Here is an 18011-nt window from a genome sequence, read left to right as displayed (position 1 = left end):
GCGGATGCTTTCGTTCCGTTCTGCGTGGTTTCTCAGACATTTTTCATAGTCGGCGGAGGAGAGGCGCGGGGCCGGGCGGGGGCTCAGACGTCGTTCATGAAGCCGGCTTCGTACGCCGCGATCACGGCCTGCGTACGATCCCGCGCCCCCGTCTTGGCGAGCACCGAGGCCACATGCGTCTTCACCGTCGCGGGGCCCACGCCCATCCGCCCGGCGATCTCCGCGTTGGTCAGGCCCGCCGCCATCAGCCGCAGCACCTCGCTCTCGCGCCCGGTCAGCCTGGCCACCCAGGCCGGCGCCGCGGGCTTCTCGCGCGCGTGCTCGGCGGCAAGGGCGCGCACGGCAGCCGGGAAGAGCAGCGAGTCGCTGCGCGCGACGAGCCGCACGGCCTGCACGAGCGAGTCCGCGTCGGAGCGCTTGAGCAGGAACCCGGAGGCTCCCGCGCGCAGCGCCTCGTACACATAGGAGTCGTTCTCGAAGGTCGTCACGACGATGATGCGCGGCGGATCGGCGTGCGAGCGGAGGATCTGCTCGGTGGCCCGGATGCCGTCGATCTCCGGCATGCGTACGTCCATGAGCACCACGTCGGGCGACAGCTCGCGCACCACGGACACCGCCTCGGCGCCGGTCGCGGCCTCGCCCACGACCTCCAGGTCGGGCTCCGCGGAGAGGATCACGCGCAGGGCGGTGCGCACCATGCGCTCGTCGTCGGCGAGCACGATGCGGATGGGGGCCGCGGCTGTTGCGGTCATGTGGGCAGGCCTTTCAGGGGAAGTCGTACGTTCACTCGCCACACCCCGGCGCCGGGTCCTGCCCGCACCGTGCCGCCAAGGAGCCTGGCCCGGTCGGTGATGCCGCGCAGGCCGTGGCCGCCGCCGGGGCGCGGGGCGGGGGCGTCGCGGGGCAGCGGGTTCTCCGCGAGGATCTCAAGGGCGGTGCCGTCCAGGGCGATCCGCAGGGTCACCGGGGCGTCGGGGCCCGCGTGCCGCAGCGCGTTGCTCAGGCTCTCCTGGACGATGCGATAGGCCTCGCGGGACACCATCGGCGGCAGGGCGGCCGGGCCGGGCGGGCCGAGGTCGACCGTGGCCTTCACGCGCAGGCCGCCCGCGCGGGTGCGGTGGAGGAGGCCGTCCAGGTCGGCGTCGAGCGTGGGCGCGGGAGCGGTGGGGCTCGCCTGGTCGCCGCCCTCCCTCAACACTCCGAGTACGGCGTCGAGTTCACCCACCGTGCGCCGCGTCGTCTCCTCGATGGCGGCCAGCGCCTCGCGGACGAACTCCGGATCGCGGTCGAGGACCCTGCGGGCCGCGCTCGCCTGCAGCGTGACCGCGCTCAGGGCGTGCCCCACCGAGTCGTGCAGCTCCCGCGCGAGCCGGTTGCGTACGGCGAGGTCCGCCGCGCGCTGCTCGGCCGCCGCGAGCCGGTCGGCGGACGAGGGCCCGAGGAGTCCGGGCGCCCAGCGCGCGAGGAGGCTGCCTGCGAGGGCCGCGCAGCCCGCGAGCGCCGTCAGGGAGAGGACCCCGATGACCGGTGAGAGGGCCTGCATCCAGACCTCGCCGAAGACCTCGGGCATCCCGATCCGGCTGTCCCGCAGCGTCGCGACGAACGGCAGCGCGATGAGCATCACCGCGAACGGCGGCAGGGCGAGGGACATCCCGCTGATGATCCCGCCGAAGCCGAGGTGCAGCGTGAACCACGCGACGGTGTGCCCGCGGGCCTGCCGGGACCGTGCGGGCCCCTCGGCGAGCGCCTCGCCGGGCACGTCGCACAGGGCGCGCACGGCGGCCACCGACATGGGCCGGGTGAGCGGGAAGAGCGCGGTGACCGCCGCGAGCGGCAAGCCCATGGCGAACGCGCTGAGTTGGGAGGTGAGCGAGCCGAAGACCTTGTCCTCGCCGAGCAGCGGTCCGACGATGACGGAGCCCACGAAGACGTACGGCATGGCGAGCGCGCCGCCGAGGATGAGATGGATCCACCGGCGTCGGGCCCGCCGCCCGAACAGCGCCGTGGCACAGGCCTTCACGCCGGGTGCCGGTGCTGATGGGCACGGACCTGGGTGGCGGCCCCCGCCCGCTCCCTGAGGAAGCGCACCCCGACGGTTGCCACAAGCGTCCCGACGATCATCTGGACAGAGTAAGGCAGGAGCATCGCCGCCGTCGGCGTGGTCATGAGCGCGAGGGCGAGGATGGCGAGGACGCGCAGGGCGGGGACGAGTGTCTGGCGCATGTCCCCTACGCTCCCGGCGCGGAGCCCGGGGCGCCTCCTGCGTGACGATGATCCAGGTCCGCCGTGCGGGGGAGGGGAGTTCAGCCCGTCCGAGTCAGCCCGCCCGCCCCTCAGCCCTCCAGCACCAGGACGTCCTCCGGGATCTCCGCCCCGCGGGCATGCGCGAACCCGCTGGCCCGGGCGGTAACCCGGAAGCCACACTTCTCAAGGACCCGCAGGGACCCCGCGTTGTCCGCCGCCGCCCGGGCGTAGAGCGGCCGCTCCGGCACCTCCACCAGCAGTGACCGCAACGCGGCGGTCGCCAGGCCCCGGCCCCAGTACGCGCGGTCGATCCAGTACGTGACCTCCCGCTCGCCCGGCTCCCCGTACACCGCGGCGCTCCCCACGACATCCCCGTCCGCGAGGACCGTACGGACGACGTCGTCCGACGACCGGAGCTTCTTCCAATGGGCCTCGAAAAGTGACCAGTCGGACGCCTTAGGCGACGTGAACGCGGCGACGCGGCTCGCCTCCGGATCGTTCATCTGCCGGTAGAACACCGGGAGATCGCTGTCGTGGACCGGGCGGAGACTGACTTCCATGCTCACCATGTTCAAAGCCTACGAGTCGCCAGTGTCAGCCGGTCCCGCGCGTCGAACAACGCGTCCTTCACCATCTGTTCGTGCGCGGGCGTGAGCCGCGCGACCGGCACGGAGCAGCTGATCGCGTCCCGCGCGGGCGTGCGGTAGGGGATCGCGACACCGAAGCAGCGCAGGCCGAGCGTGTTCTCCTCGCGGTCCACCGCGATGCCCTGCTCGCGGACCATCCGCAGCTCCTCGATCAGCTTCTCGCGGTCGGTGATCGTGTGCTCGGTCAGCGCGGGCAGCGTCTCCGGGAGCATCTTGCGGACCTGCTCGTCGGTGTGGGTGGCGAGCAGCGCCTTGCCCAGGGACGTCGAGTGCGCGGGGAGGCGGCGGCCCACCCGGGTGAAGGGCCGCAGATAGTGCTGGGACTGGCGCGTGGCCAGGTAGACGACGTTCGTGCCGTCGAGGCGCGCCAGGTGGATCGTCTCCGTGGTGTCGTCCGAGAGGCGGTCGAGCGTCGGCCGCGCCGCCGCCACCACCTCGTCGCCGTCGATGTACGAGGTGCCGACCAGCAGGGCCCGTACCCCGATCCCGTACCGCGTGCCCGTCGCGTCCGTCTCCACCCAGCCCAGCTCCACCAACGTACGCAGGAGCATGTAGAGGCTGGATTTGGGGTACCCGACGGCTTCCTGGACGGCGGCCAAAGAGTGCATACCGGGACGTCCCGCAAAGTATTCGAGCAACTCAACCGTCCGCACAGCGGACTTGACCTGTGCCCCGCCAGTCTCGCCAGCCGACATCGCCCTTGACCCCTTAGTTCGACGAGAAATAGTCTCCGAAGTCTCCGCTATTCATCATCGGAGACAGCGTTCAGCATATCGAACAGCCCAGGTGGGTGGCAGCACATCTGTGGCATCACCTCTTGAGGAGCCCGCGGTGGCAGCAGCACCAGTCTGGAGTGTCGACCCCCGAACCGGGAAGCAGCGCGAGCAGGTTGCGGTCGAAGCCACGGTCCAGGAGGTGGATCAGGCGGTACGTGCCGCGCTGGCCGCCCAGGACGCCTTGGCCGACCGCACCGTACGCGCCGCGTTCCTGCGCAGCGCGGCCGAACTGCTCGACGGCGCCAAGGATCACCTGGTGGAGGCCGCGGACGCGGAGACCGCGCTCGGTCCCGTCCGGCTGACCGGCGAACTCGCCCGCACCTGCTTCCAGTTGCGGGCCTTCGCGGACGTGGTCGACGAGGGCGCCTTCCTCGGCGTCGTCATCGACCACCCGGACAGCAGCGCGACGCCGCCCATCCCCGACCTGCGGCGCTACAAGATCCCGCTCGGTGTCGTGGCCGTCTACTCCGCGTCCAACTTCCCCTTCGCCTTCTCCGTCCCCGGCGGCGACACCGCGAGCGCGCTCGCCGCGGGCTGCCCGGTGGTCGTCAAGTCCCACCCGGACCACCCGGGGACTTCCGAGCTCGTGGCGTCGCTGCTGCGGCGGGCCGCGGCCCGGCACGACATCCCGGAGGGCGTCGTCGGCCTCGTGCACGGCTTCGAGGCGGGCGTCGAGCTGGTCAAGCACCCGCTGGTCTCCGGCGCGGGCTTCACGGGCTCGATCCGCGGTGGCCGCGCCCTCTTCGACGCGGCGGCGGCCCGTCCCGTGCCGATCCCCTTCCACGGCGAGCTCGGCTCCCTCAACCCGGTCGTCGTGACCGAGGCCGCGGCGGTCGAGCGCGCGGAGGAGATCGGAGCGGGCCTCGCGGGCTCGATGACGATGGGCGTCGGACAGTTCTGCGTGAAGCCGGGCCTGGTGTTCGCCCCGGCGGGTGCGGGCGGCGACCGGTTCCTCAAGTCTCTGACGGAGGCGGTCAGCGACACCGAGTCCGGGGTGCTCCTGGACCACCGGATGCGGGACAACTTCGTGGCGGGCGTGCGTGAGCGGGCCCAACTGCCGGACGTGGAGGCGCCGGTCACGCCGGGCGCGGGCAGCGAGCACACGGTGAGCCCCGGGTTCCTGACGGTCCCGGCGGCCAAGCTCGCCGCCGATGGCGAGCACGATCTGCTCCTGGAGGAGTGCTTCGGGCCGGTGACGGTCGTCGCGCGCTACGAGGACGAGTCCGAGATCTCCAGCGTGCTCACGCGGCTTCCGGGCAACCTCACGGCCACGGTGCAGCTGTCCTCCGACGAGGCCGCGGGCGAGGGGCGCGGGGCCGCGCTGCTCGCCGAACTCACGCCGCTGGCCGGCCGCCTGCTGGTCAACGGCTGGCCGACGGGGGTCGCGGTGGCGCCCGCGCAGCACCACGGCGGGCCGTACCCCGCGACGACGTCGACCTCCACCTCCGTGGGCGGCACGGCGATCGAACGCTGGCTGCGCCCCGTGGCGTACCAGAACACGCCCCCCGCCCTGCTGCCGCCCGAGCTGCGGGACGAGAACCCGCTGGGGCTGCCCCGGCGCTATGACGGCCGCCTGGAACACTGACCGGCATGGACCTCAACATCCCGGGACTCCCCTTCTCCCTTCGCACGTACGGCCCTGACGGCAACTGGTCGTACGAGGACGGGGTCCTCACCGGCTGGGCGGGCGCCCGGCAGGACCGCTTCGTCCCTCCGACGGGCGAGGCCTTGGACCCGGCCTCGGACGCGCCGCGTCTGCTCGGCGCGCCCGAGGGGGACTTCCAGCTGATCGCCCGCGTGACGGTCGGTTTCGCGGCGGCGTTCGACGCGGGCGTCCTCTACCTGCACGTGGGCGACCGCGAGTGGGCGAAGCTCTGCCTGGAGCGGTCGCCGGACGAGGCGACGGTCTGCACGGTCGTCACCCGGGGCCGCTCCGACGACGCGAACGCGTTCGTGGTGGACGGAAGCAGCGTGTGGCTCCGCATCAGCCGCACGGGTTCGGCGTTCGCGTTCCACGCGTCCCTGGACGGCGAGCGCTGGACGTTCATCCGGATCTTCTCCCTGGGCGACGAGAAGTCGGCGGGCGCGGCCCTGGTGGGGTTCATGGCGCAGTCGCCCGTGGGGGAGGGGTGTGTGGTGACGTTCGATTCCTTGGAGTTCCGCCCGAACTGGCCCCTGGGCCTCAGGGACGGTTCCTAGTTGCCCCGCGGGACGCGCACCGTACCTGGGGCTCCGCCCCGGACCCCGCTCCTCACACGCCGGAGGGGCTGAAATGTGCCACGCCGGACGGGGCTGATTTTTTTCAGCCCCGTCCGGCGCATGGAACACAAGGGCCGCGGAAAACGTCTATCGCAGCATGATCCACTCCGCGCTCCCCCAGACTCCGCCTCCGCCTCCGACCCCGGCTCTCCCCCCGACGATGCGGACCGTGATGCCGCCCATGACGCCCACCGTCATACGCACCGCGCTCCCGGCCGACGCCCCCGCCCTCGCGGCCCTCCATGCCAGGGCCCGCGCCACGTACTACCCCCAAGGGCTGCCGGACGAAGGCGGCGTCGACCGGACGGCGATGTGGGAGCGGGCCGTCGAACGCCGGGAGGGGCATGTGCTGTGCGCGGTCCGCGAGGGCGTGATCGTGGGCCTCGCGTCCTTCCGTACGCCCGAGGGCGAGCCCCGGGACACGGTCACGCTCTTCCAGTTCCACGTCGATCCCGGCCACTGGCGCGCGGGCGTCGGCACGGCCCTGCACGCCGCGTGTGTGGAGCAGTGGCGGGCCGACGGCGTCCGGGAGGCCGTCCTGGACGTCCACCGCGACAACGGGCGCGCCCAGGCCTTCTACGCCCGCCACGGCTGGCAGCCCGCGGAGCCGGGGGAGGGCGCGGACAGTCACCAGCGGATGCGGCTCTCCCCGGCCGCCGGGGAATGAGCGGGCCACATCGTACGTTCTTCGACTGACCGGAGGGATCCTCCGCACTACCGTTCGACCTGAAGAGAGCTAGTCACATGCGCGTCGAGATCTGGAGCGACATCGCCTGCCCCTGGTGCTACGTGGGCAAGGCCCGCTTCGAGAAGGCACTCGCCGCCTTCCCGCACCGCGACGACGTCGAGGTGGTGCACCGCTCCTTCGAGCTCGACCCCTCGCGCGCCAAGGGTGACAGCGGGCTCGTGATCCCGATGCTCGCCAAGAAGTACGGCATGAGCGAGGACCAGGCCCAGGAGGCCGAGCGGAACCTCGGCGTGAACGCCGCCTCCGAAGGCCTCGACTACCTCACCGAGGGCCGCGACCACGGCAGCACCTTCGACATGCACCGTCTGCTGCACCTCGCCAAGGAGCAGGGCAGGCAGGACGAGCTGGTCGGCCTGCTCTACCGGGCCAACTTCGCCGAGGAGCGGTCCGTCTTCGACGACGACGAGCGGCTCGTGGAGATCGCCGTCGCGGCCGGCCTCGACGCGGCCGAAGCCCGCGCGGTCCTCGCCGACCCCGAGCGGTACGCCGACGACGTACGCGCCGACGAGCGCGAGGCCGCCGAACTCGGCGCGAACGGCGTGCCGTTCTTCGTCCTCGACCGCAAGTACGGGGTCTCCGGTGCCCAGCCGGCGGACGTCTTCGCGCAGGCCCTGGAACAGGCGTGGGGCAGCCGATCGCCGCTCACTACGCTCGCGGGCGGCGAGGCGGACGGCGACGCCTGCGGCCCCGACGGCTGCGCGGTTCCGCAGGCCTGAGCCCTGGGGCGGCGACGCGTTAGCGTCGCTAACAGGACCCCTCCACACATCCGCGATGGACGTGGGCGCGAACGGGCGCGAGAGTTGATCCCATGGGGAACATCAACGGTGCCGAGTTCGCGCCCACGTCGACGTACCTGAACACGGCGAGCTGCGGCCTGCTGCCCGCCCGCGCCGTCGAGGCCATCCAGGGCCTCGCGGCCGAGAACGGCACGGGCAGACGCGGCGGCGCGGGAGACTTCGAGATCGTGGACGCCGCGCGTGCCTCCTTCGCGCGGCTCGTCGGCGTACCGCACGCGCGCGTGGCCAACGGCGGCTCGGTCGCCGTGCACGTCGGCCTGATCGCCGCCTCGCAGCGGCCGGGCTCCGAAGTCCTCTTCCCTGAAGGGGACTTCAGCTCGATCATCAACCCCTTCGTGGTACGCGGCGACCTCAAGATCCGCTACGCGCCGTTGGAGGACCTCGCCGAGGCGATCCGCCCGTCCACCGCCCTCGTCGTGTACTCCGGCGTGCAGTCGGCCGACGGCAGGATGGCCGACGACCCCGCGATCCGCGAGGCCGCCGCCGCCCACGGCGCCCGCACCCTCAACGACGCTACCCAGGCGGCGGGTTGGCTGCCCTTCGACGCGAGTCTGTACGACTACACGGTCACCGGAGCCTTCAAGTGGCTGCTCTGCCCGCGTGGCACGTCGTTCCTGACGGTGAGCGAGGAGGCGCAGGAGTCCCTCGTGCCGCTGCACGGGGGCTGGCTGGCCGCCGCGGACACCTGGAACTCCACGTACGGCCCGCTCGCCGAACTGGCCCCCGACGCCCGGCGTTTCGACGAACCTCCGTCCTTCCTCGCGTACTACGGCGCGGCGGCAGCCCTGGCCCACCTGGAGGAGACCGGCGTCGAAGCGGTGCACGCCCATGACACGGCGCTGGCGGCCCGCTACCGCGCGGGGCTCGCGGAGCTCGGCCACGAGCCCGTTCCCGGTGCCTCGCCCATCGTCTCCGTACCCGGACTCGCCGACAAGGAGCCGGAGTTGAGCCGGGCCGGGATCATCACGTCCGCACGGGCGGGACACCTGCGGGCCTCGTTCCATCTGTACAACACGGAGGCGGACGTGGACCGGATCCTCGACGTGCTGTCCGGCTGATCCCAGAGCGGCATCCCCGGCCTGGCTCCAGCCCCCGGGAACGCCCCGCGAGCGACGCCCTATCCGCACTCACCCGCCCCGGCACACAGATTCGCCTCCACCAGCCCCAGCAACCGCGCCAGCTCCCCCCGCTCCTCCGGCGCCAGCCCCGTCAGCGTGTGCTCCTCGAGATCGCCCCACGCCCGCTCCACCTGCGCCAGCAGAGCGCAGCTCGTGTCCGAGGCCTCCACCAGCACCGACCGGCGGTCCTCCGGGTCCGGGTGGCGTGTGACGTGGCCCGCCTGTTCGAGGCGTTGCAGCATCTTCGTGACCGTCGAGGGGTCCAGGTCGACCGCCTTGATGAGCTCGGACTGCCGCACAGGGCCCGCGTCCCACAGGTACATCATCACGAACTCCTGGCCGGGGTAGAGCCCCACCCCCTTCAGCACCTTGCCCGCCGCGATCCGGTGCAGCCGGGCCACCCGGCTCACGGTGTGGCTCACGGGGCCCCGCCGCGCCGCGGTGGGGAGCTCGGTACAGACGGGGTCGGCCGAGGCCTTCATCGGGACTCCAGGGGTAGTGGGAGCGGCGGTACACCGAGAATAGCTTGGTCGGCCAAGGAATGCGTTACAGTGGCCCCGCGTTGAATTACTTGGCCGACCAATTACGGCGGCAGCAGCCAGGCAGTAACCAGGCGCTAACCAGGCACCACCCAGTCTTCAGCCCCGGGAGCCCACCGATGACCACCGCCTCCGCCTTCACCCCGATCGACCTCCGCGGCACCCCCCTCAGCAACCGCATAGCCATGGCCCCCATGACCCGCAGCCGCGCGGGCGCGGGTGCCACCGCCACGGAGTTGACCGCCGCGTACTACGCCCAGCGCGCATCAGCAGGCCTGATCATCACCGAGGGCATCCAGCCCTCCGCAGTCGGGCAGGGCTATCCGGACACCCCGGGGCTGCACTCCCGCGACCAGATCGCTTCCTGGCGCGAGGTTACCGACGCCGTCCACGCCGCAGGCGGCAAGATCTTCGCCCAGATCATGCACACCGGCCGCATCGGCCACCCCGTACTGCTCCCCGAGGGCCTGGTGAACGTCGCCCCCTCCGCCGTCCCGGCGAAGGGGCAGGTGTACACGGCCGAGGGTCCGAAGGACTTCGTCACGCCCCGCGAGCTGACCGGCGACGAGGTCCGCGCCACCATCGCCGACTTCGTGACCGCGTCCCGCAACGCGATCGACGCGGGCTTCGACGGAGTCGAACTGCACGGCGCCAACGGCTACTTGATCCACCAGTTCCTCGCCCCCGGCTCCAACCGGCGCACCGACGAATGGGGCGGAACCCCGGAGAACCGCATCCGCTTCGCGGTCGAGACCGCCAAGGCCGTCTCCGCGGAGATCGGCGCCGCCCGCACCGGCCTGCGCCTCTCGCCCGGCAACCCCTTCAACGACATCTCCGAACCCCAGGACGAGCTCGAAGCGACGTACACCGCCCTGGTGAAGGAGATCGGCGCCCTGGACCTGGCGTACCTGCACATCATGGAGGTCGGACCGATCCGCGACCTCGTGTCCACCCTGCGCGCCGGCTTCAACGGGCCCTTCATCCTGAACCCCGCGACCGAGGGCCCCACCGGGCACGACGCACTCGCGCTCGTCGAGGACGGCACCGCGGACATCGTGTCCTTCGGCGCGCTGTTCCTGGCCAACCCCGACCTGCCGGCCCGCCTCAAGGCCGAAGGCCCGTACAACACGCCTGACACGTCGACGTTCTACGGCGGCACGGACAAGGGCTACACGGACTACCCGGCGCTGTAAGCGCAGATCCCCCGGGCCCCCGGCTCCCGCCCCCTCGGCCCCTCGGCCCCGAGCCAAGCGTGGCCCGGCACCCCCAGGTGCCGGGCCAACTCTCGTACAAAACCGCTTACTTCACCGGAGTGAAGTCCCGAGCCCCAATGTATTCCGGCCGCCGGATCGGCGCCGCGAACGGCTCCACCGCTTCATTTTCCACGCTGTTGAAGACGATGAAGACGTTGCTGCGCGGGAACGGCGTGATGTTGTCCCCCGAACCGTGCATGGCATTGCAGTCGAACCAGGTCGCGGAGCCCGCCTCACCGGTGAAGAGCCGGATGCCGTAGTCCGAGGCGAGGCTGGTCAGCGTCTCGTCCGAGGGAATGCCCGCGTCCTGCATCTGCAGGGACCGCTTGTAGTTGTCCTTCGGCGTGGCGCCCGCACAGCCGAGGAACGTCTTGTGCGACCCCGGCATGATCATCAGGCCGCCGTTGGTGTCGTGATTCTTGGTGAGCGCGATCGAGACCGAGACGGTCCGCATGTTCGCGAGGCCATCCTCCGCGTGCCAGGTCTCGAAGTCCGAGTGCCAGTAGAACCCCGAGGCCCCGAAGCCCGGCTTCACGTTGATCCGGGACTGGTGGACGTAGACGTCGGAACCCAGGATCTGCCGGGCCCGGCCCACGACCCGCGGGTCCGCGGCGAGCTTCGCGAACAGCTCGCTGATCTTGTGCACCTCAAAGATGGTACGGATTTCCTGGGAACGCGGCTCCACGATCGAGCGCTCGTCCGCCCGCATCGTGGGGTCGTCCATCAACCGCGCCAGCTCGGCGTGGTAGACGCTCACCTCGTCAGGTGTGATCAACTGGTCGATCGCCAGGAATCCGTCCCGGTCGAACCCCGCCAGTTCGTCGGCCTCGATGGGCCCCGGCGTACCCGGCGCGGACCACACGACGGGGTCCTTGCGCTCGATGAGGACCTCTTCGGCGCCTCGGGTCGGGTACAGGTCGGCGGTGCGTTCGGGTGCGGTGGTCATGGTGTTGCCTGCCTCTCCTCTCGTACGGCCCTTTCCGGGATGTACACCCCCGCCGCCCAGAGGAAGAGGGCGACGGGGGAGTTTCAGGGGCGTGCCGCCGTCAGGCGGATTCCGGCACCCTCGGGCGGATTCGGATCCTCAGGCGGATTCCGGCTCCGGCTCCGTGAGCAGCGGGTAGACGCCGTTCTCGTCGTGGTCCTCACGACCCGTGACGGGCGGGTTGAAGACACAGATGCAGTGGAAGTCCTCCTTGATCCGCATCGTGTGCTTCTCGTGCCCGTTCAACAGGTACATGGTCCCCGGCGTGATCGTGTACTTCTCGCCGGTCGTGTCGTCGGTCAGCTCGGCCTCACCCTTGGTGCACACGACCGCCTCGATGTGGTTGGCGTACCACATCGACGTCTCCGTACCCGCGTACAGGATGGTCTCGTGGACCGAGAAGCCCACCCGCTCCTTGGCGAGGACGATGCGCTTGCTCTCCCAGGTGCCCGAGGCGGCCTTGACGTGCCGGTCGGTGCCTTCAATGTCCTTGAACGAACGGACGATCACGGTGAGTTGGTTCCTTTTCTCTTACGGGGGTGAAGACGCGGAACGAGATCCGCTCAGGCGGTCTCGCGCACCGCGCGGGCCAGCGTGCGAAGCCCCTCGTCCAGCTCGTCGGCGGTGATCGTCAGCGCCGGAAGGAGCTTGACGACCTCGCTCTCGGGGCCGGAGGTCTCGATGAGCAGACCCAGCTCGAAGGCCCGCTTGGCGATGGCGCCCGCGCGCGCCTTGTCCAGGAACTCCATGCCCCAGACGAGGCCGCGACCGCGGTACTCCTTGATGGCGCCCGGGTTCTCGTCGACGATCGCCTTGAACGCCTCCTCGACCTGCTCGCCGCGGGCGCGGGTCTGCTTCTCCATGGCCGGGCCGTCGGACCAGTAGGTCTCAAGGGCGGCGGCGGCCGTGACGAACGCGGGGTTGTTGCCGCGGAAAGTGCCGTTGTGCTCGCCCGGCTCCCAGATGTCCAGCTCGGGCTTGAACAGCGTCAGCGCCATCGGCATGCCGTAGCCGCTGATGGACTTGGACACCGTCACGATGTCCGGCGTGATGCCCGCCTCCTCGAAGGAGAAGAACGCGCCGGTGCGGCCGCAGCCCATCTGGATGTCGTCGACGATCAGCAGCATGTCCCAGCGCTCGCACACGTCGGCGAGCTTGCGCAGCCACTCGGCGCGGGCGACGTTGATGCCGCCCTCGCCCTGCACCGTCTCGACGATCACGGCGGCGGGCTGGTTGAGGCCGGAGCCCTGGTCCTCGAGCAGCCGCTCGAACCAGACGAAGTCGGGGGTCGTGCTCTCGAGGTAGCGGTCGAAGGGCATCGGCGTGCCGTGCACCAGCGGGATGCCGGCGCCGGCGCGCTTGAAGGCGTTGCCGGTCACCGCGAGCGAGCCGAGCGACATGCCGTGGAAGGCGTTCGTGAACGACACGATCGACTCACGGCCCTTGACCTTACGGGCCAGCTTCAGCGCGGACTCGACGGCGTTGGTGCCCGTCGGGCCCGGGAACATGACCTTGTACGGCAGGTCACGGGGGCGCAGGATGATGTTCTGGAACGACTCGAGGAACGCGCGCTTCGCGGCCGTCGACATGTCGAGACCGTGAACGACGCCGTCGCGCTCCAGGTAGTCGATCAGGGCGCGTTTGAGGACCGGGTTGTTATGGCCGTAGTTGAGCGAGCCGGCCCCGGCGAAGAAGTCGAGGTACGAGTGGCCGTCCTCGTCGAACATGCGGCTGCCCTGCGCACGGTCGAAGATGGTGGGCCAACCGCGGCAGTAGCTGCGCACCTCCGACTCCAGGGTCTCGAAGACGCTCAGGTCGGGCTGGGTGATGGTCACAGCAAATCTCCTGGGAGATGGAAAGGCGTGGGAGGTGGGGGAGTTGACGGGCGGAGCATGGGGGGAGGTGGAACTCAGCGCGTGCTCGACCGGATCGGTCCGCGTGGCCTACCCGGGCTGCGCGGCTTCACCGGTCTGCGTGATCGGCTCGATCAGGAACAGCACTTCGGGCTCGTGCCCGCCGTCGGGGAAAAGCCCCGCGTCGAAGAGCACCGTGCGTTCGACCGATGCGCCGTGGCGCTGTGCGTAGGAGGTGAAGAGCCGCTCGGACGCGGTGTTGTCCGGCGTGATGGTCGTCTCGACCGAGACCAGCTCCCGGTCGGCGGCGACCTTCGAGGTCAGCCCGTCGAGCAGCGCACCGGCAAGGCCGCGGCCGCGGTGCTCCTGGTCGACGGCCACCTGCCAGACCACCAGGGTGCGCGGCCGCTCGGGCCGGATGTATCCGGTGATGAACCCCGCGGGTTCACCGTTCGAGTCCCTGGCCACCACGGAGGTCGCCGCGAAGTCGCGACACCACAGCAGGTAGCTGTACGACGAGTTGAGGTCGAGCACCTTCGAGTCGCGGGCGATCCGCCAGATTGCGGCGCCGTCGGCGACGTCGGGGGTGTCCAGTCGCAACCCCTCGGGCATTTGCAGGGAATTCGCTTGCAGGTCGGTCGGTAGATCGGCTTGTGCAGCGGTCATGCGGATTGAATTTACCGAGCAATTTCTTTAATTGCATCGGCGGGAGGGGTTACATGGGAGCGCTTCATGTGTTATCAGGCGGGGGTGCGCGCCCGCGGGAGGTCCCGGCTGTTTGGCCGGATTTGAGCGGGTCATAGGGGTACATCTCGGACATGATGTGGAGTACGTCACAGAACCGTAACTCCCTCGAAGCGTGTCCGAATTGTGGGATTGGTGCTGTCGAAATCTTAGCGTTTAGGTCCCGGAAAAGCGGGCAGAAGAATACGGGAAGCTGTGCTGAAAAAGTGGATAAAGGCGCGGTGAGAATGCATCCGTAAATTTACGTAGAGCATTTACGGCCCGGTCACTCCGTCGATTCCCTCCCGGAGGAGATCGGCGTGTCCGTTGTGCCGTGCGTACTCCTCGATGAGGTGGACCAGGATCCAGCGCAGGCTGACCTCGGCGTCGCCCGTCACGGCCGCGTCCGGCTCGCTCAGCCGCCCGGTGTCGTCCGGCGAACGCCCTTCGCACAGCTCCCGGCTCACGGCCACCTCGCGCCGCCACACGTCCAGGGCCTGGCCGAACGTCCACCGCGGATCGAGCGCGAAGCCGCCGTCCGCGTCCCCGTACACCGTCGGTACGTCCCGTCCGGCGAGCACCCGCTGGAACCAGTTCCGCTCCACCTCGGCCAGATGCTGCACGAGGCCGAGCAGGGTCAGCGACGAGGACGGGACGGACGCGATACGGGTCTGTGCGTCATCGAGGCCGGCGCACTTGACGGCGAGCGTCTCGCGGTGGAAATCGAGCCAGTGCGCCAGCATCGCGGGCTCGTCCGCCTTCGGGGCGGGAACAGTGCGGCCGTCCGGAAGCGAGGTCATGGCGCTCACGCTGCCACGCCGGTCGCGGGGGACGGCCGCTGTTCGCTCTGAGCTTGGCCCGGGGCGGGGCTGGGGGCATTCCTACTGCCAGGCGGCCGTCACCGCGCGCCGGGCCGCTTCGAGGTCGACCACGAGGCCTGCCTCGCCCATCGCGGCGCCCAGAGCGGCGAGCGAGGCGTGCACGACGCCGCGGGTCGCGTCCGGGCCGTAGTGGTTGACCCGGATCATCTCCTTGGCGAGCGCACCGCCACCGGCGACCAGCGGAAGCACCGGGTCCGCGGCGAGCGCCTTGGCGACGAGCTCCGAGGCGTCGACGCCCTGAGGGGCCCGCAGCGTGGTGGCGACCGGGGCGGCGTCCCCCGCCTCATGGACGTACGGCGAAAGGCCGCCGCCCAGGGCGAGCGCGCCCGCGCGGGTCGCCGCGGCGGTGGTCGCGTGCCGCGCCATGAGCGCGTCGAGCCCCTCCGCCTCGATGCGCTCCACGCACGCTTCGAGGGCGAGCATCTCCAGCTGGGCGGGCGCGTGCAGCAGCGCCTTCCTGCCTCCGTCGATCCAGCGCTCCTTCCAGTCCAGGAGGGAGAGGTAGGAGCGGCGCGGCGCCTGCGGGTTGGCGGCCAGGCGCGCCCAGGCCCGCTCGCTCACGGAGACGGCCGAGACGCCCGCCGGGCCGCCCATCGCCTTCTGCGCGCCGATCACACACAGGTCCACGCCCCACGCGTCCGGCAGCAGCGGCTCGGCGGCCACCGAGGCGACGGCGTCGAGCATGAAGAGGGCGCCGTGCTCGCGCACGACCTCACCGATCTCGGCGACGGGATTGGTGTTGCCGGTCGCGGCCTCGGCGTGGACGAGCGAGACGAAGTCGATCTCGGGGTGCTCGGCGAGCGCCTGGCGCACCTGCTCGGCGGTGACGGCGGTGTGGAAGGGCACGGCGAGGTCGACGACCGTCGCACCGCAGTCCCGCAGCCAGTTCCCGAAGGTCTGCCCGTAGGGCCCGGTGATGACGTTGAGGGCGGTCGTCCCGGGCTGTGCCGCGCCCCGGATACAGCCCTCCAGGGGCAGCAGCGCCTCACCCTGCATGATCACGACGTCCTGCGAGGTGGAGAGAAGACCGGCGACCCGCTCCTCGATGGAGGCGAAGTGCTGGGCGCTCAAGGGGGCCAGGTCAAGGAATGGATGCGTCGTCACGGTGCTGCTCACTTCGCTGCTCACTTCGCTCACGAGTTCGTTCGGGCTGCCGGACCGAGCGTACCGACAGCCTCATAAGCTGCCGTACATGAGCGATCACACGGTGCTGCACGTGAAGGGGCGGGTGCTCGTCGGCCCTGACGACGTCCGGGACGAATTGTGGGTGGTCGGGGGCAGGGTGACGTACGACCGCCCGTCGGCGGCGCCGGACGTCACGATCGACGGCTGGACGCTCCCGGGCCTGGTCGACGCGCACTGCCACGTCGGTCTCGACGCGCACGGCCCGGTGGCACCGGAGGTGGCGGAGAAGCAGGCGCTGACCGACCGGGAGATCGGCGCCCTGCTGATCCGGGACGCCGGCTCCCCGTCCGACACCCGCTGGATCGACGACCGCGAGGACCTCCCGAAGATCATCCGGGCGGGCCGCCACATCGCGCGCACGCGCCGCTACATCCGCAACTACGCCCACGAGATCGAGCCCTCCGACCTCGTCGCGTACGTCGCCCAGGAGGCGAGGCGCGGCGACGGCTGGGTCAAGCTCGTCGGCGACTGGATCGACCGCGACGCCGGTGACCTGACGGCGTGCTGGCCTCGCCCCGAGGTGGAGGCGGCGATCGCCGAGGCGCACAGCCTTGGCGCGCGCGTGACGGCACACTGCTTCGCCGAGGACTCCCTGCGGGACCTGGTGGAGGCGGGCATCGACTGCATCGAGCACGCCACCGGCCTCACCGAGGAGACCATCCCGCTCTTCGCCGAGCGGGGCGTAGCGATCGTCCCGACACTGGTGAACATCGCGACGTTCCCACAGCTCGCGGACGGCGGCGAGGCGAAGTTCCCCCGCTGGTCGCAGCACATGCGGCGGCTGTACGAGCGGCGCTACGACACGGTGCGGGCCGCGTACGACGCGGGGGTGCCGGTGTACGCGGGCACGGACGCGGGCGGTTCGCTGGCCCACGGCCTGGTCGCCGCGGAGGTGGCCGAACTGAGGCGCGCCGGGATCCCGGCGGTGGACGCGCTGTCGGCGACGACGTGGGGGGCGAGGTCCTGGCTGGGGCGCCCGGGCCTTGACGAGGGCGCACCGGCGGATTTGGTGGTGTACGGGGCGGATCCGCGGGAGGACGTGGGGGTGTTGGGGGCGCCGCGGAGGGTTGTGTTGAACGGGAGGGTGGTGGGGTAGGTGGAATTCAGCCCGGCCGGCGATTGAGGCCATCTTGTACGGGGGGCCGGGGGCGGAGCCCACAGTCCCGCGAGGCGGGAGCGGGGGAGGAAAAAGCCCCGTCCACCAGCACCGGCACCCCCTCCGACGCATCCAGCTCCACCGCCACCGCTACGTCCCCGGCGAAGCCGTAAGAGGCGAGTTCCCGCCCCGACGCACAGTCGGCGACGGCCGAGGCGACATCCGCGCAGGATGCGTACGAGGCGGCCGCCACGGCAGCCTCCGGCGAGACCTCCGCCCCCGGCACCGCCGAGACGATCGCCCCCGCCCCCAGCAGATCCTCCACGGCGGGACGCAGACTCCCGTCGGCCCAGCGCTCACCGGCGGCCACGACGGCGACCGGCCGATCGGACCCTCCGTACCCCTGCACCGCCAGCCAACTCCCCACCGCGGCCGCGTTCCTGAGGGACCCCGCGACGACCGTGCCGGACGCGCCCGCCGCCGCGGCGATCGCCGAACCGTTGGGTGAGGGCAGCACAAGCCGAGGCGTGAAGGGCGCCCGGCGCAGTGCGGCGGGGGAGAGCGACCACGGGGACCCCTCGGTCACCCCGCGCCGCCCCACCGCCAGCGCGGCGTCCCGCTCCCGGGCGTAGGCGACGGCGCTCTCGTCCCGCCACGCGTAGGGGAAGACCCGCGTCCCCGCGTCCACCGCGACCGACACGGCCGTCGTGAACGACAGCACGTCGACGACGACCAGGCACGCCACGTCGCCGCCCGCCATGAGCCGCCGAGCCCCTTCGGGCCCCCACTCGAACCGCACCCCGTACCCGCGCTGCGCGAACCACTCTCCGTCGTTCAACTGCCGCACCCCTTCCACAGGACCCATGTTGACGGAGCGTTACGTGTACCACCCTCGGTTCGTTGCACA

At 71.1% G+C, this 18011-nt stretch carries 20 protein-coding genes; 7 read left to right on the top strand and 13 right to left on the bottom strand.

Going from position 1 to position 18011, the window contains the following annotated elements; genetic code table 11:
• Positions 1-83: 83 nt before the first annotated feature.
• The 5 genes from ACGFX9_RS00505 to ACGFX9_RS00485 form a co-directional block, all read right to left on the bottom strand.
• Positions 84-752, bottom strand: coding sequence for a response regulator (locus ACGFX9_RS00505; RefSeq protein ID WP_393462997.1), 669 nt, complete (start codon positions 750-752; stop codon positions 84-86).
• Complete coding sequence (locus ACGFX9_RS00500; protein ID WP_393462996.1) at positions 749-2020, bottom strand: sensor histidine kinase; 1272 nt, start codon at positions 2018-2020, stop codon at positions 749-751. The genes ACGFX9_RS00505 and ACGFX9_RS00500 overlap by 4 nt, the downstream gene beginning before the upstream one ends.
• The gene (locus ACGFX9_RS00495) at positions 2017-2223 is read right to left on the bottom strand and encodes a hypothetical protein (protein WP_393462995.1); all 207 of its coding nucleotides are present in this window, start codon (positions 2221-2223) and stop codon (positions 2017-2019) included. The genes ACGFX9_RS00500 and ACGFX9_RS00495 overlap by 4 nt, the downstream gene beginning before the upstream one ends.
• Before the next feature lie 110 nt (positions 2224-2333).
• On the bottom strand, positions 2334-2804 hold the full coding sequence (locus ACGFX9_RS00490) for a GNAT family N-acetyltransferase (RefSeq protein ID WP_393462994.1): 471 nt from the start codon (positions 2802-2804) through the stop codon (positions 2334-2336).
• 11 nt (positions 2805-2815) lie between these two features.
• On the bottom strand, positions 2816-3586 hold the full coding sequence (locus ACGFX9_RS00485; protein ID WP_393462993.1) for an IclR family transcriptional regulator: 771 nt from the start codon (positions 3584-3586) through the stop codon (positions 2816-2818).
• Between the two features lie 136 nt (positions 3587-3722).
• On the opposite strand from ACGFX9_RS00485, the gene ACGFX9_RS00480 reads away from it, so the two are divergent.
• The 5 genes from ACGFX9_RS00480 to ACGFX9_RS00460 all read left to right on the top strand — a co-directional run bounded on the left by ACGFX9_RS00480 (position 3723) and on the right by ACGFX9_RS00460 (position 8529).
• The gene (locus tag ACGFX9_RS00480) at positions 3723-5252 is read left to right on the top strand and encodes an aldehyde dehydrogenase (NADP(+)) (protein WP_393462992.1); all 1530 of its coding nucleotides are present in this window, start codon (positions 3723-3725) and stop codon (positions 5250-5252) included.
• Between the two features lie 5 nt (positions 5253-5257).
• A complete protein-coding gene (locus ACGFX9_RS00475) occupies positions 5258-5866 on the top strand; it encodes a DUF1349 domain-containing protein (RefSeq protein WP_393462991.1) in 609 nt (202 codons plus the stop codon).
• 241 nt (positions 5867-6107) lie between these two features.
• Positions 6108-6593: a GNAT family N-acetyltransferase gene (locus tag ACGFX9_RS00470; RefSeq protein WP_393462990.1), complete on the top strand. Its 486-nt coding sequence runs from the start codon at positions 6108-6110 to the stop codon at positions 6591-6593.
• A 77-nt stretch (positions 6594-6670) separates the two neighbouring features.
• Entirely contained in the window at positions 6671-7390 is a 720-nt protein-coding gene (locus ACGFX9_RS00465) for a DsbA family oxidoreductase (RefSeq protein WP_393462989.1), read from the top strand.
• Positions 7391-7482: 92 nt separating this feature from the next.
• A complete protein-coding gene (locus tag ACGFX9_RS00460) occupies positions 7483-8529 on the top strand; it encodes an aminotransferase class V-fold PLP-dependent enzyme (RefSeq protein WP_393462988.1) in 1047 nt (348 codons plus the stop codon).
• A 59-nt stretch (positions 8530-8588) separates the two neighbouring features.
• Here ACGFX9_RS00460 and ACGFX9_RS00455 read toward each other — a convergent pair whose 3' ends face one another.
• Positions 8589-9071 (bottom strand): MarR family winged helix-turn-helix transcriptional regulator, encoded by a 483-nt coding sequence (locus tag ACGFX9_RS00455; RefSeq protein WP_393462987.1) that lies wholly within the window; start codon positions 9069-9071, stop codon positions 8589-8591.
• A gap of 176 nt (positions 9072-9247) precedes the next feature.
• On the opposite strand from ACGFX9_RS00455, the gene ACGFX9_RS00450 reads away from it, so the two are divergent.
• Entirely contained in the window at positions 9248-10321 is a 1074-nt protein-coding gene (locus tag ACGFX9_RS00450; RefSeq protein WP_393462986.1) for an alkene reductase, read from the top strand.
• 106 nt (positions 10322-10427) lie between these two features.
• On the opposite strand, the gene thpD is transcribed toward ACGFX9_RS00450, so the two are convergent.
• The 6 genes from thpD to ACGFX9_RS00420 all read right to left on the bottom strand — a co-directional run bounded on the left by thpD (position 10428) and on the right by ACGFX9_RS00420 (position 15927).
• Complete coding sequence (gene thpD / locus ACGFX9_RS00445) at positions 10428-11327, bottom strand: ectoine hydroxylase (RefSeq protein WP_393462985.1); 900 nt, start codon at positions 11325-11327, stop codon at positions 10428-10430.
• Positions 11328-11465: 138 nt separating this feature from the next.
• A complete protein-coding gene (locus ACGFX9_RS00440) occupies positions 11466-11876 on the bottom strand; it encodes an ectoine synthase (RefSeq protein ID WP_393462984.1) in 411 nt (136 codons plus the stop codon).
• A gap of 53 nt (positions 11877-11929) precedes the next feature.
• On the bottom strand, positions 11930-13201 hold the full coding sequence (gene ectB, locus ACGFX9_RS00435; RefSeq protein WP_393462983.1) for a diaminobutyrate--2-oxoglutarate transaminase: 1272 nt from the start codon (positions 13199-13201) through the stop codon (positions 11930-11932).
• Between the two features lie 108 nt (positions 13202-13309).
• Positions 13310-13885, bottom strand: coding sequence for a diaminobutyrate acetyltransferase (ectA, locus tag ACGFX9_RS00430; RefSeq protein WP_393462982.1), 576 nt, complete (start codon positions 13883-13885; stop codon positions 13310-13312).
• A 332-nt stretch (positions 13886-14217) separates the two neighbouring features.
• A complete protein-coding gene (locus ACGFX9_RS00425) occupies positions 14218-14742 on the bottom strand; it encodes a DinB family protein (RefSeq protein WP_393462981.1) in 525 nt (174 codons plus the stop codon).
• An 81-nt stretch (positions 14743-14823) separates the two neighbouring features.
• Complete coding sequence (locus tag ACGFX9_RS00420; protein ID WP_393462980.1) at positions 14824-15927, bottom strand: pyridoxal-phosphate-dependent aminotransferase family protein; 1104 nt, start codon at positions 15925-15927, stop codon at positions 14824-14826.
• 88 nt (positions 15928-16015) lie between these two features.
• Between ACGFX9_RS00420 and ACGFX9_RS00415 the strand changes: the two genes are divergently transcribed.
• Positions 16016-17104 carry an amidohydrolase family protein gene (locus tag ACGFX9_RS00415; RefSeq protein WP_393462979.1) on the top strand — a complete coding sequence of 363 codons (1089 nt, stop codon included), beginning with the start codon at positions 16016-16018 and terminating at the stop codon, positions 17102-17104.
• Positions 17105-17111: 7 nt separating this feature from the next.
• Here the strand turns inward: ACGFX9_RS00415 and ACGFX9_RS00410 are convergent, their stop codons facing one another.
• Positions 17112-17969 carry a 2-phosphosulfolactate phosphatase gene (locus tag ACGFX9_RS00410; protein ID WP_393462978.1) on the bottom strand — a complete coding sequence of 286 codons (858 nt, stop codon included), beginning with the start codon at positions 17967-17969 and terminating at the stop codon, positions 17112-17114.
• Between the last annotated feature and the right edge of the window lie 42 nt (positions 17970-18011).

Origin of the sequence: Streptomyces sp. NPDC048436 (assembly GCF_043200355.1) — a bacterium.
In the GTDB taxonomy this organism is placed as follows: domain Bacteria; phylum Actinomycetota; class Actinomycetes; order Streptomycetales; family Streptomycetaceae; genus Streptomyces.
The sequence above is the reverse complement of the archived record's forward strand: the minus strand, read 5'-3'. Positions and strand labels throughout refer to the sequence as shown.